The 12,517-nt window shown below is 46.2% G+C and carries 12 protein-coding genes, 1 pseudogene and 1 riboswitch; of the genes and pseudogenes, 3 read left to right on the top strand and 10 right to left on the bottom strand.

The window, feature by feature from the left end:
* Window positions 1–17: 17 nt before the first annotated feature.
* The 9 genes and pseudogenes from QMG91_RS10115 to QMG91_RS10075 all read right to left on the bottom strand — a co-directional run bounded on the left by QMG91_RS10115 (window position 18) and on the right by QMG91_RS10075 (window position 8,906).
* A complete protein-coding gene (locus tag QMG91_RS10115) occupies window positions 18–1,955 on the bottom strand; it encodes a tetratricopeptide repeat-containing diguanylate cyclase (RefSeq protein WP_281826214.1) in 1,938 nt (645 codons plus the stop codon).
* A 137-nt stretch (window positions 1,956–2,092) separates the two neighbouring features.
* Window positions 2,093–2,722 carry a thiamine phosphate synthase gene (gene thiE / locus QMG91_RS10110; protein ID WP_281826213.1) on the bottom strand — a complete coding sequence of 210 codons (630 nt, stop codon included), beginning with the start codon at window positions 2,720–2,722 and terminating at the stop codon, window positions 2,093–2,095.
* A 71-nt stretch (window positions 2,723–2,793) separates the two neighbouring features.
* A complete protein-coding gene (gene thiM / locus QMG91_RS10105) occupies window positions 2,794–3,579 on the bottom strand; it encodes a hydroxyethylthiazole kinase (RefSeq protein ID WP_281826212.1) in 786 nt (261 codons plus the stop codon).
* On the bottom strand, window positions 3,576–4,253 hold the full coding sequence (gene tenA / locus QMG91_RS10100; protein WP_200765529.1) for a thiaminase II: 678 nt from the start codon (window positions 4,251–4,253) through the stop codon (window positions 3,576–3,578). Before tenA ends, thiM begins: the two co-directional genes overlap by 4 nt.
* A gap of 12 nt (window positions 4,254–4,265) precedes the next feature.
* Window positions 4,266–5,213: an ABC transporter substrate-binding protein gene (locus QMG91_RS10095; RefSeq protein WP_004408386.1), complete on the bottom strand. Its 948-nt coding sequence runs from the start codon at window positions 5,211–5,213 to the stop codon at window positions 4,266–4,268.
* Between the two features lie 75 nt (window positions 5,214–5,288).
* Window positions 5,289–6,020 (bottom strand): annotated as a pseudogene (locus QMG91_RS10090) (ABC transporter permease); the annotation flags it as partial.
* 58 nt (window positions 6,021–6,078) lie between these two features.
* Complete coding sequence (locus tag QMG91_RS10085) at window positions 6,079–6,882, bottom strand: ABC transporter ATP-binding protein (RefSeq protein ID WP_281826207.1); 804 nt, start codon at window positions 6,880–6,882, stop codon at window positions 6,079–6,081.
* Window positions 6,872–7,723 carry a bifunctional hydroxymethylpyrimidine kinase/phosphomethylpyrimidine kinase gene (gene thiD / locus QMG91_RS10080; RefSeq protein WP_281826206.1) on the bottom strand — a complete coding sequence of 284 codons (852 nt, stop codon included), beginning with the start codon at window positions 7,721–7,723 and terminating at the stop codon, window positions 6,872–6,874. Before thiD ends, QMG91_RS10085 begins: the two co-directional genes overlap by 11 nt.
* Window positions 7,724–7,797: 74 nt before the next feature.
* A riboswitch (TPP riboswitch) is annotated at window positions 7,798–7,894 on the bottom strand.
* Window positions 7,895–8,036: 142 nt separating this feature from the next.
* The gene (locus tag QMG91_RS10075) at window positions 8,037–8,906 is read right to left on the bottom strand and encodes an AraC family transcriptional regulator (protein ID WP_281826204.1); all 870 of its coding nucleotides are present in this window, start codon (window positions 8,904–8,906) and stop codon (window positions 8,037–8,039) included.
* Window positions 8,907–9,015: 109 nt separating this feature from the next.
* On the opposite strand from QMG91_RS10075, the gene QMG91_RS10070 reads away from it, so the two are divergent.
* Window positions 9,016–10,170 (top strand): aminotransferase-like domain-containing protein, encoded by a 1,155-nt coding sequence (locus QMG91_RS10070; RefSeq protein WP_281826202.1) that lies wholly within the window; start codon window positions 9,016–9,018, stop codon window positions 10,168–10,170.
* 1 nt (window position 10,171) lies between these two features.
* On the opposite strand, the gene QMG91_RS10065 is transcribed toward QMG91_RS10070, so the two are convergent.
* Window positions 10,172–11,059, bottom strand: a complete 888-nt coding sequence (locus tag QMG91_RS10065; protein WP_022598951.1) for a LysR family transcriptional regulator — start codon at window positions 11,057–11,059, stop codon at window positions 10,172–10,174.
* 328 nt (window positions 11,060–11,387) lie between these two features.
* On the opposite strand from QMG91_RS10065, the gene ppk2 reads away from it, so the two are divergent.
* Both ppk2 and QMG91_RS10055 read left to right on the top strand, forming a co-directional pair.
* Window positions 11,388–12,134, top strand: coding sequence for a polyphosphate kinase 2 (gene ppk2 / locus QMG91_RS10060; protein ID WP_281830461.1), 747 nt, complete (start codon window positions 11,388–11,390; stop codon window positions 12,132–12,134).
* Between the two features lie 40 nt (window positions 12,135–12,174).
* On the top strand, window positions 12,175–12,468 hold the full coding sequence (locus tag QMG91_RS10055) for a hypothetical protein (protein WP_022550445.1): 294 nt from the start codon (window positions 12,175–12,177) through the stop codon (window positions 12,466–12,468).
* Window positions 12,469–12,517: the final 49 nt, after the last annotated feature.

Below are 12,517 nucleotides of genomic sequence, written 5' to 3'. Positions count from 1 at the left end.
TGCCTTCAAAAAAGGCTTTAATTTGGAAAAATTGCTCGGTTCTTTCCTGAGCGTTTAGCCTCATAAAGATTCTGATCAGCCTTGCGAAAGAAACCATCGTCTTGAGCAAGTGAAGCGGGCAGGGCGACCGGACTCACGCCGATAGAGGCGGTAATGTTGAGTGGTCCTGCCTGAGTACTGAATGCGGTTAGCCCTATGGCATCGAGCATTGCGTCTACGCGAGTGCCAATGTGTTCGTCATCGCGCATCAATACCAAAAACTCTTCCCCTCCCCAGCGAATCAGCATTTCGGTATTTGAAACCAGCTCTTTTAGCCGGCTAGCTGTCTCAACCAGAACTTCATCACCCACATCGTGACCATGCGTATCGTTAACAGATTTGAAATTGTCCAAATCAAACAGGGCAATGCGATAGCCAATTTCCCCATCGATTTCCTGACAGGTTTCTAGTTGCTGTGTGTAATAGCGTCGATTGTGCAGTGTGGTCAGTTCGTCGACAAAAGAAAGGTTTTGCAGCTCTGCGTTTTTATTCTGTACGTGAGATGTTTTTCTGAATGCGTAGATGATGGTGATAGCGGCAATCAAAATCCAGGTGCAGGCTATTTGGAATCGGAGCTTTTCTTTTGCCAGTTGAGCAGCGGCGAGCTCGTTCTCTATATTAAGCAGCTCTTTTTCCTGGCGGATATGCTGGGTGACAAAGGCGTGCTCTAAGTCGTAAACCTGACTGAGGAGATGGGCTTTATCTTGCTTGTAATATTGCTTGTACATAGTCAACGCGCGGTCTGTCTCTCCTAAAGCTTCCAGAATGTCGGCTTTCTGCTCATAGGCTTTGATTAACCAGCGTTTATGATTGATCGAAGAAAACGTTGCTATGGAGTCTTCGACCCCATAGAGCGCTTTTTGATATTGGTTTTGCTCCAGAAGCGCTTTTGATTTAATTAGCTGACATTGCCCTTGCTGTATCGGTAATTCAAAGATCTTGGGGGCATCGAGGCACCGTTCAGCGGCTCCTATTGTTTTGTCGTATTGTTTGTTCGCTATATAAAGGAGCGTTTCGCCTTTTATCTGAAGAATGTTGTGCCGAGGGCTACTGGTTTTTTCATCGTAATACCTGGAAGCTGCCTCAAACGATTCACGAAGTTTTTCCAGATTGTTTAGTTGATAGTATATATAGGCTTCGTTTAAATGAATAACCTGATGCAATGAGTTCAAGTCTCTACCTGGAGGGGTAGGAGCTTTACGCGCTTTCTCCATGAAGTCCAAAGCTTTGTCCCATTTCTCAATATGCAGGTACAGCAAACCCAAATTGTTGTAAAAAGTGCCGAGCAGTTTGTCGTCACCAATTCTTTTTGAGACCTGTATACCTAGTAAGAAATGGCGTTGTGCATCCATCAACTGGTTGTCAGCATTACTTAGGAACCCAGCTGTGTTGTGGGCTTTTGGCAGGAGATAAAGGATATGCCTTTCCGTTCCGTATTTGATTGCCTCGTTGATGAGTTTAGTTGCATCCTGAATCTCGCCTTTACGGGCGAGGTTGGTGCTTTTGTCTATCATCATGACCAGTGTTAACCAAGGCAGGTCTTCAGTTTCTGCTAGCTGGTACAACTTCTGGGTATACTCATTCGCTACTTCTGGTTCATGTTTATCGCTTGCAATGCTTCGCAATGTAAACAATCGATAGGCATTCTCTGTTGGAGTGAGTGTTGCTTTAGAATTGCTATCGAAAGCAACCATTTCGGCTTGTGCATCTTTTAGTGATGCATCAAGGAGTTTGCGAATCCTTAAAATTTCGCGACCATTCTCAGTATTCGCAAGTGTGTCTTCTGGGTTAAATGCTTTGACCTGAGCTCCACGTATGTCTTTGATACTCGGCTCGAACAACACGACATATGCTGTGAGTACGCTCAGGATCACCAGCCCTATGCAGGCTAGAAAGAACAACACACTTTTTCTCATTGACCAAGAGCTCCCACAGTTTCAAAGCGGTGAAATGTTACTATGCGAGCTTTACTCTTACAACATTGCACACGGTATGTTGGCTTTTTACAGTGTTTTTGGTGATATTGTACGGTAATTGATCAACCTTCATCGGCTTATTGGTTTTGGCATAGCTTGATGCTTTTAAGTAATGATTCGGACGCCGACTTTGGATCTTCCGCCTGACAAATAGCCGAAACTAACGCAATGCCGTTAACACCAGTGCCCAATACGTCCGACAAGTTGGTGTGGTTAATGCCACCAATAGCCACCGTAGGAAAAGGACTGGTGCGGACAGCGTAAGCAAGCCCGTCGATTCCCCATTCACGTTTGATATCCGTTTTGGTTGGCGTTGAGAAAATGGCACTAACACCAAGATAGTCGACGGGAAGGGATTTTGCCTCTTCCAACTGAGCTTCGTTTTCTACTGATAACCCTAAAATTTTATTATCACCTATCAATTTTCGTGCGATTTCGGCTGGCATATCCGATTGCCCAAGGTGGACGCCATCCGCATCGACCGCCAGAGCCACGTCAACGCGATCATTGATAATAAGAGGAATATTGGTCCCCTCAAGGATAGATTTGGCGCGAGCTGCTCGTTCAATGAATGCCTGAACGTCACCATGCTTTTCTCGAACCTGAATCATGGTTACGCCGCCTTTGGCTGCCTGTTCAACCACATGACAGAACGTGTCTAAGTCTTGTCTGTCATCGGTAACCAGATAGAGTGGATATGGGTTCATTGGGTTTCCTTCTTAGGTAAGTTGTCTTTGTGTGGCTCAAACAAAAACGCTGCTCGAAGCAGCGTTTGTTTTTAGGAGATATTCAGGCGTTCAACCAGAACTTTTTCATCTAACAGATAGAGTACATCAATCAGTTCCAGTTGAAGGCTACCAGGACCTTTCGCTTGTTCTGCTGCTATTTCACCAGCTACACCTAATACCGCCGCTGCCGCAACACCACTGTTGTCACCAATGGCAGCAAATGCACCTGTAAGCGCACTCAATGTGCACCCCATTCCGGTCACATAGGGCATCATTTCGTGTCCATTTGCCAGCGACACTACTTCACCTGCACTTACGATGTAATCGGTAGCCCCGGATACCACCACTGAACACTGATACTCTTCAGAAAGGAACTTTGCCGCTCCTAAAGCAGCATCGCTGCTGTCCAGCGCATCGACGCCTTTGCTCTGAGCCTGTTCACCAGCCAGCGCAATGACTTCAGAAGCATTGCCACGAATGATCAGGCTGTCGGCTGCTTTGGCAATATCTCTGGAGGCTTTAGTTCTGATAGCACTTGCACCACATCCTACTGGGTCTAGCACGACGGGCTTGCCATTTTTGTTTGCTTGCTCAACCGCAAATTCCATTCTAGGCAACCACTGAGAATCCAGCGTACCAATGTTGATGACAAGCGCGCCTGCAAAGCTCATCATTTCTGCCATCTCTTCACGAGAGTGCGCCATAATAGGTGAAGCGCCCACAGAAAGCAGTGCGTTTGCCGTATTGTTCATCACCACGTAGTTGGTGACATTGACGACGAGCGGTTTGTTTTCTCTGACTTTGGTGAGCAGTTCAGCAATAGATTGCTTGTTCATACTTTACCTTCCTTGATAGCGTTCAGTCCCTGTTGCCAGAATGCAACTTCCATTCGTGTTGCGGTTCTGAAAACGTCGATAATGTGCTTGCCTCGTGGGCTGTTAAGTTCCACTTCAGCTAACAGTTTGTCGATGGTTTTCACGCCTTGTGCCACGCTTTGCTGAAACTCTTCGCCGCCGTAAAGCTTAATCCAGCTTGCGTAAGGGTTACCTTCTAGCTTGGTGTTCGGGTCATTCAGGAGCTGTTTGCCGATTTCAGCATAGCCGATAGAGCAAGGAGCCAATGCGGCATAAAGATCGACCAGATCACCCATCATGCCAGCATCCAAAACGTATCGGGTGTAAGCCACTGTACCGAAGTCTTCCGGTTCAGCTTCCAGATCCGCTTCTGTTAATCCCCAGTTCTGACAGTATTCCACGTGGTGAGCGATTTCAGAATCCAAAAGGGCGTGAACACTAGGCAATGCGTCGCGCATGTCTTCCAGCGTTTTTGCTTTGTATATTGCAAGCGCGTAAGCACGGGCGTAGTGTTTTAAGAACAGAAAATCTTGCTTCAAATAATGAAGATAGCAAGGCTGTTCCAGTGACCCGTCTGCCAACTGCTTTACAAACTCATGCTGAGTGTAGTCTTCCCAGTCACTTCGGCACGCATTAATGAGATCTTGATGATTCATAGTAAGCCTCGATCAGTTGAAGTTTGGAATGTAGTCCACTGCTTTTGGTAGTGTCTCAATGATCTTCTGGTCGTACATGAACTGAGCGTAATCGTCATAGCGTTTGTGGTCGACAGCTGAAGGACGAAGTGCAAAACGAGTCAGAGTGTCGTTCCAAGCGCGTTTGTTCAGCTCGTTGTTCAGTGTGTCTGGCGAGTAGGCAACAAACTCTTTCCACGATTGCTGAGGGTGGTTAACGATGTAGGTTGTCGCTTTTTCCAGAGCGCGATTAAACGCTTTGATGGCTTCTTTGTCGTGCGTTTTGGCGTTAGCAACGAATACCAGTTCGTCGTAAGTAGGTACGCCATGCTCTTCCGGGAAGAAAGCTTTTGCATCGTAACCTTCAAGAGCCAACTGGTTGCTTTCGAAGTTACGGAAACCACCCCAGATAGCGTCGACTTTGCCAGAAGCAAGTGATGATGACAGCGCCCAGCCAACATTGATGATTTCTACGTCTTTGTAGTCAACGTTGTGAGTGTTCAGCATAGTGCCAATGGTGGCTTCTTCATTGCCTGCGATAGCGATACCAATTTTTTTGCCTTTAAGTTCAGACAGGTTGTTTACCTTGCCTTTCAGAACCGTCAGCGTATTCAGTGGTGTTGCAACCAGTGTTGCTGAACGAATCAGTGGCAAGCCAGCAGCAACGTCAATAGTCAGGTTTGGCTGGTAAGAAATCGCCAGATCAACTTTATTCGCTGCAACCAGTTTTGGTGGTGTGCTTGGGTCAGCAGGTTCCTGAACGTTTACCGTAATGCCTTCTTCCTTAAAGTAACCGCGTTCTTTAGCGATGACGATCGGGCCGTGGTTCGGGTTAACGAACCAGTCCAGCATCAGAGTCAGTTTCTTTTCTTCCGCAGTTACATTAAAAGTAACCGCTGAGGCAGCAAGTGCAATAGCACTGAAAATGGTCTTCTTTTTCACAATATTTTCCTTTTTAAATCGCTGATTGATTTCCAGGTCAACAGACCCTATAGATCATTCCTATTGAAAGTGTGATTACTTTTCCCAAGGGATAAGTCTTTTAAGTGCTTCGTCTGCTGCAAAATACAGCGACACAGACAAAGCGGATAAAATAAAGAGCGCCGCGAACATTTCGTCGATCATCATGCGGGCATTCGCCTGCAACATCAGATACCCAAGCCCTTCGCTTGAACCTACCCATTCGCCACAAACTGCTCCAATCGGAGCCACAACAACCGCAACTCGGATTCCTGAAGCCAGAGTTGGTAGCGAAGCGGGTAGCTGGATATGACGAAGGGTTTCCCATTTCGTTGCACCCATGGTTTTCGCCAGATCCAGATAGCCTGTTGGGGTGTTGCGTAAACCGTCGTAACAACAGGTCGTGACAGGGAAGAAGATGATGATGGCTGCCATCACGACTTTGGAGGTAATGCCATACCCAAGCCAGAGCATTAAAACAGGGGCAATCGCAAACACCGGAATTGCCTGACTGGCGATAAGAATTGGCAACAACCAACGTTTAAGGGGGTTGAACATCAGCATTTGCAGGGCAAAGATCAGCCCCATTGACAAGCCGAGAAGCAGACCAAGCAAGATTTCCTGAGCCGTGACCCAGGTGTGTTTGAGCAACACATCCTGACGCTGAATCAGGCGCTCAAAGACATCAAACGGGGCTGGCAATATAAAAGCCGGCATGTCGAATATCACCACAATTGCCTGCCACAACCCAATCATCACCGACGCACTAATGATCACGCGCAGGAGAGGGAAGGAAATTTTCTCGCTTCGCTTAATGGCTCTGGCAACGGTAGAAAGCTGGTTTACGTTACTCATAGTCTTTCTCCAGCTTTTCAATAATGCTTTGTTGAAGCTTGGCGCACTCGGCATCCAGCTTTCTTGGGATGTCGGATTGAGGTAATTCCATAGCGTGAGCAAAGGCAGGAGCACCCTGCATCACGTATAGCTTGGAAGCCAGTCGAATGGCTTCGTGCGGGTCATGGGTAATGAGTAACACGGTTTTATCTTGAAGTAGCTGATGTGCCAGGTTCTGAAGTTTGTGACGATTTACTGCATCCAATGCCGAAAAGGGTTCATCCATTAGAACGATGGGTTTTTCCTGCATCAGAGTTCGGGCGATAGCAACACGCTGTCGCATGCCACCAGACAATTGCTGGGGAAGGAGATCCCTTTGGTCTGCCAAACCGACCTGTTCCAGTAAATGCAGTGCTTTTTTCTGGCTTTCTTTGTCTTTCAATTGCTTGCCAAATCGTGTGCTGAGCAAGACATTGTCTAATGCGGATAGCCAGGGCATCAGTAAATCTTGCTGCCCCATATACGCGATTTCATTGTCAACCGACAAAGGGTGTTTTATGCCTTGTTGGTCTTCCAACAACAGCGCACCTTTCCAGCTGGCTTTGGCGTTGAGAAGCCCTGCAAAATGGCGAAGCAGAGTCGATTTACCGCAACCGCTTCTTCCAAGAATGCACGTCCAGTACCCGACAGGAAATCGCATATTCAGGTCGGCTAATGTTGGCGTTTCGGCATCCAGATATTGCAGTTCACCATTTTCTAACGCGATGAACGCTTTATCCTTTGCAAGAGTCGTAAAACTCGAAGCTTCAGAGTACATCTTCATGTCCGGGGAAAAAGTGGTGAACCGGACCATGCCCCTGGCCTATATCCAGTTCATCAGCATGAGCGATGGCATTGGAGATGTAGTACTTACCCAGCTTGACGGCTTCTGGCAGTTCATAGCCCTGAGCTAGGAAAGAGGCGATAGCAGAAGAGAGCGTACAACCTGTGCCGTGAGTGTTTTGAGTATCAACACGTTTGGCGTTTAATGATTCAACCTTGTCAGGGAAAATCAATAAATCTGTACTGTATTCACTGCTTTCTAAATGCCCGCCTTTGAGCAGTACCGACTGACAACCCAGAGAGCGAAGCTGGTCAATCATGCTTTCCATATCGGCTTCACTTTCAGGCACTGGATTACCGGTTAAGGCTGCGCCTTCGGGCAGATTAGGGGTGATGACATCAGCAAGCGGCAATAACTCCGCTTTCAAGGTGCTGATGGCACTCTCTTCGAGAAGCAGATCCCCACTGGTTGCAACCATTACCGGGTCAACCACCAAATATTTTGGCTTGTATTGTTTTATTTTACTGGCAACCACTTTAATGATGCCCGAATCTGCCAGCATGCCGACTTTGACAGCTGCGATATTGAGATCGGTAAATACGGCGTCTAGCTGGCTTTCCACATGGTCTAGTGGGATAGGGAAAATCGCGGAAACGCCTTGTGTGTTTTGAGATGTAATTGCCGTGATAGCTGAACAAGCAAAGCTGCCCGTTGCTGAAATGGCTTTGATATCCGCCTGAATGCCGGCACCACCACCACTGTCAGAACCAGCAATAGTAAGTACGATTGGCGTATTCACACCTGTGGGGGAAGGGTGGTTGTTTTGTGTGGTCATAAGTGCTCCCGCAATACAGGCGAGCAGGAACTCTTCTGACTAAAGAATGGAATGGTAGTGAGATCAACCCATCGACAGTAAGATTCATAGTTCCCTACGCCAGTGTTAACTGAATCAGGTTCAACGGGTCTCGCTATGCGATCTCAGCCTAAGGCTCCCCGACTATTATTCGCGATGATAACAATTTTCATTAAAAGGGCAACGAATTGATCCCCGGCTTGGTGCGTACGTCTAATTAGTGAGCGAAATATCAATTATGATGACTTGATGTGTTAGCAAGTAAAATGCATCTTTTTGCTCATCAATGAAGTGTCTAGAAAAAACGAATGGGAAGGTAGAAGTCCAATTCGAATGCTTCATCTTCGCTAAGAAAGTGGTTTTTATGATAGTGAACATAAGCTGGTGTAGAACGAAGCTTAAACCCAGATTGTGGAAGCCAGGTTTCCAGCACTGTGCTTATTTGGGGAAGCAGTTCCCCGTAGATGCCTTTGAGTTTAAATACTGCGTGTAAGCCGCCGGGAATCACCATCTGGTTGACGACTCCCCGATATTTTAGGGGTTCTGAAATGCCCACACATGCAACGTATCGACACTGATCCAGCTCCACCCACGCTGGGTTTGAATGGTGTAAGCCAAACTGCTGCGAAAAATCTCGCCCATCATCTTTCGTCCACGCCTGCAACGTTAGCCATGCATTGCGAATCGAACGGCTGTAACCATTGTGACGAACATACGCCGCCATTCTGTCTGGGACTTCTTTTATTTTCGGAACGGGAAGAGGGCGGCTTGCGACTCTTTTGTAGCCCGCTGCGATTTCAGGATCTTTCAAATAGGGTTTATCGGATACCTGTAGATCGTGTTTGCGCCATTTGCCCGGTGACATATCGAATGTTGCTTTAAATGCTTTATTGAAAGAAGAAAGCGAAGAAAAACCACAGTTGTTAGCGATATCCAGAATAGGAGAAGAGGTATCAAACATGAGCTGATTGGCTGCGTATTCCATGCGCGCCCGGCGAATGTACTGGTGGATGGGTTCGCCAATCACTTCTTTAAACACACGGTGGAAATGCTGCTCAGAATAAGCAGCAATCGACATCAATTCCTTTACAGAATGCGTCTTAGTTATGTCTTGATGAATGTGGAACAGAACATCATTCATCCTAGAGGTATGTTGATAGCTCAAAATTCTAAAAAAGCATAAACGGACATAATGAAGAGCATAAATGGACAAACATGTTTTCGCAATAGACCATAACATTGAATTCAGAATTCAATGCTGCAATGGGAAACAAATGGAAGTCGCACAATCATTAAAACAAATCCAATCGTCTTATATACGTGAAATTCTAAGCGCGGCAAGCGACGAAAATGTCATATCGCTGGCTGGTGGTTTACCAGACGAATCAACGTTTCCAATTGCACTAATGAAGCCAGTTCTGGAAAGCTTGACCGAGAAACCGGCTGTTTTTCAATACGGTTTGACGGCAGGTTATCCGCCATTGCTTGAACACTTGGAGCAGGCTTTCAATCTTCCTGATACGCATCAAGCCATGGTTTGCACAGGATCGCAGCAAGGGTTAGACCTGATTGCGAGAGCTTATATAAATCCGGGGGATACCGTCGTTATGGAAGCACCAAGCTACCTCGGAGCAATGCAGGTATTCGGTTTAGTACAGGCGAACATAGTGACGGTGTCACAGAATGAGTGTGGTCCTGATCTCACGGAACTGAAATCTTGCTTTGCTTCTGAAAAGCCAAAGATGTTTTATGCGGTTCCTGACTTCCACAACCCGACAGGAGTTTGCTGGTCTCTATCAGTGAGGCAAGCCGTGGCGAACCTGTGTGAAGAGTACAATGTTGCCTTTATTGAAGATGCACCGTACCGAGAGCTGAGATTTCATGGGGAAATGTTGCCAATGGTGTCTGAGTTCTGCCCTCAGCACTCAATTGTCCTTAGATCCTTTTCCAAAATTGCTTCACCGGGTTTAAGGATGGGCGTAGTGACTGGCAAGCAAAGCTACATTGAACCGCTGCTTAAAATCAAACAGGGGGCGGATTTGCATTCTAGCGTGCCAATGCAGGAAGTATTGTTAGGTTTGCTCACTCATGATGGGTTCGATGATCACCTTGCTTCAATCCGTAGCCTCTATCGCAGACGTTATGAATGCCTAAAATCAGAGTTGGATAGGCAACTGCCAGAAAGCTGCAATTTGCAAAGCGTCGATGGTGGGATGTTTGTCTGGGTAACATTGCCAGAATGTGATACCTACATTCTGGCAAAAGCTTTGCTGGAAAAGGGTGTTGCAGTCGTACCAAGCCCTGTGTTTTACCCTAGTCCTGAAGGGCAGAAGTCCGCAATCAGGTTAAATTTCACCAACGCGAGCGAAGACGAGCTTAAAGAAGCGGTAACCCGACTGGCAACTGGCATACAACAGATCGCGTTGTAAATTACTTCTGAGCGAAACTCAAAAGCTCTTTAATAAAGACTTCCAGTGGCGTCGAAATGTCTTTCGATGCCAGCCGAATGATGGATAACGGTCGCTTAGAGTTGATGTCGGTAATGTTGATTTTATGCAACGTACCTTTAGCGACCTCTTCTTTTACCGTTTCATTTGGCAAAATCGACACACCTATTTCGGCTTCCACTGCCTTTTTCAAAGTGTACACATTGTTGTGGGTCATTCGAATGTTTACATCAATGTCTTTTTCGGCAAGGAGTTTATCTATCACCACCCGAGTAGGAATGCGTTCACCAAACGCAACGAAGGGTTCTCCTTTGAGCTGATTGATAGAAACCGATTTTTTACCATTGAGTTTGTGTTTTTTCCCGGTAACTAAGACCAGTTCGTCTTCAGAAAACGGGATAGATTCGATCAAATGGTTTGGTTTAGGGTAAGCGACGATACCAATATCAATCTGTTCTTTCCTGACCGCTTCATAAATCGCTTCGCTGTGCTCGTACTCTAAGTGGACACACACCTTAGGGAAGGCTTTCATAAAACCGGAAAGAAAGTCTCCCAATTCGTACATTCCCACACTGTGAATAGCCGCGATTCGAATATGCCCTTCAAGAACACCGGCACTGTAATTGGACTTAATTTTGATGTTTTCACACAGTCGAAGAATTTCCCTGACATCTTCCAATATCAGTAAACCTTCGGGGGTGAGTTGAGTGGTTTGTGAAGTTCGGGAAAGGAGTTGCTGACCAAGCGCATCTTCAAGTTTTTTAACATGTACGCTAACTGCTGGCTGGCTAATATGATTCAACTTTGCCACTTTCACAAAGCTCTGTTCTCTTGCTAAGTCACTGAAAAGTTTAAGTTGAATCAAATTCATGTCTATAAGTAAAAGTTATTGAAGTTATAGAATAATAACATTTAATTTACATGGATAACCATAGCATAATTAAGGTGAATAAACAGAAGTTATATTGATATGGGTATAAGCTGATAGATACGTCAGTCGCCTACAAAAAGGCAAGCCAGTGAAAAGGAATGCGCAGTCTATGAATCAAGCCAATTCAGTCCCCTTGTCTGCTGTTCAGACAACCAAAAATGAAAAACCAACGAAGAAGAAAAAGTCCCCTGAAATTCTGTTCGACCTAAATGCTAAAAACGGCAAAATCCCGTGGAATGCAGATGGAGAATACCCCTACAAAACCAAGATGGACGTAGTGGAATATGAACGCCACAAGCACGAGCTGCAAATTGAGCTGCTCAAATTGCAGGGTTGGGTAAAAGAGAATAACGAGCGTATTGTTATTTTGTTTGAAGGACGAGACGCGGCGGGTAAGGGCGGAACCATCAAACGATTTATGGAACACCTGAACCCTCGTGGTGCACACGTAATCGCGTTAGAAAAACCTAATGCCCGTGAAAGGAATCAATGGTACTTCCAGCGTTACATTCAGCACCTGCCAACCAAGGGTGAAATTATCATGTTCGACCGTTCCTGGTACAACAGGGCAGGGGTTGAAAAAGTGATGGGCTTCTGTGGCGATGACGAATACCTTGAATTTTTGCGCCAAACCCCTGAACTGGAACGCATGCTGGCGAATTCAGGCATTCGCTTATTTAAATACTGGTTCTCTGTGAGTCGGGCAGAGCAGTTCCGCCGCTTTAAATCGCGCCAGAATGATCCGCTCAAGCAGTGGAAACTGAGCCCGGTGGATATGGCGTCACTTTCAAAATGGGACGATTATAGTCGAGCGAAAGATGCAATGATGTTCCACACTGATACCAAAGACGCACCATGGACCATCATTCGCTCAGATGACAAAAAGCGCGGCAGAATCAACTGTATGCGTCATTTCTTAAGCTTAATTGAATACCCCGGTAAGGATCACGATGTCGTTAATCAGCTCGACCCTCAAATTGTGGGTAGCCCAAAAAATATGACGAATGCAGGCTAACGAGATAAACCGTAATAGACATAAAAATAAGGAGTAACCCATGGCTGAAAAGGAACTAAAGAAGCTTAAAAAACTGTTCGAGAAAAGTGAAAAAGAAGTTGAAAAAACCGCCCAGCTTGCCAGAGCCGCGGCTGAAGAAGCCAAACGCGCGATGGAGCAAGCAGCAAAAGCGGAAGAAGCCGCTAACCTCGCCAGATCAAAGCTGAAAAAAGCCAAGAAAGAACTCAAGCAAGCGCAATCATTTCAGGCTGCTCAAAAGAAAGTCTCTAAGAAATCCGCGATCCGCCGAGCCAAGAAGATCAGCAATCGAGAGAAAAAGCCAGTGGCGGTTTAAAAGGGTGATTTTGTTGAAGGAGAGAGGCGAAGCCTCTCTGTTAACATAC

The sequence above is a fragment of the Vibrio nigripulchritudo genome (genome assembly GCF_027924785.1).
In the GTDB taxonomy this organism is placed as follows: Bacteria; Pseudomonadota; Gammaproteobacteria; order Enterobacterales; family Vibrionaceae; genus Vibrio; species Vibrio nigripulchritudo.
The sequence above is the reverse complement of the archived record's forward strand: the minus strand, read 5'-3'. Positions and strand labels throughout refer to the sequence as shown.

Excerpts from the sequence above, each read along its gene's own strand:
- QMG91_RS10055 (WP_022550445.1), top strand. The coding sequence starts at position 12,175 with ATGGCTGAAAAGGAACTAAAGAAGCTTAAAAAACTGTTCGAGAAAAGT.
- thiD (WP_281826206.1), bottom strand. The coding sequence starts at position 7,723 with ATGACCACACAAAACAACCACCCTTCCCCCACAGGTGTGAATACGCCA.
- tenA (WP_200765529.1), bottom strand. The coding sequence starts at position 4,253 with ATGAATCATCAAGATCTCATTAATGCGTGCCGAAGTGACTGGGAAGAC.
- QMG91_RS10070 (WP_281826202.1), top strand. The coding sequence starts at position 9,016 with ATGGAAGTCGCACAATCATTAAAACAAATCCAATCGTCTTATATACGT.
- thiM (WP_281826212.1), bottom strand. The coding sequence starts at position 3,579 with ATGAACAAGCAATCTATTGCTGAACTGCTCACCAAAGTCAGAGAAAAC.
- QMG91_RS10115 (WP_281826214.1), bottom strand. The coding sequence starts at position 1,955 with ATGAGAAAAAGTGTGTTGTTCTTTCTAGCCTGCATAGGGCTGGTGATC.
- thiE (WP_281826213.1), bottom strand. The coding sequence starts at position 2,722 with ATGAACCCATATCCACTCTATCTGGTTACCGATGACAGACAAGACTTA.
- QMG91_RS10085 (WP_281826207.1), bottom strand. The coding sequence starts at position 6,882 with ATGTACTCTGAAGCTTCGAGTTTTACGACTCTTGCAAAGGATAAAGCG.
- ppk2 (WP_281830461.1), top strand. The coding sequence starts at position 11,388 with ATGGACGTAGTGGAATATGAACGCCACAAGCACGAGCTGCAAATTGAG.
- QMG91_RS10065 (WP_022598951.1), bottom strand. The coding sequence starts at position 11,059 with ATGAATTTGATTCAACTTAAACTTTTCAGTGACTTAGCAAGAGAACAG.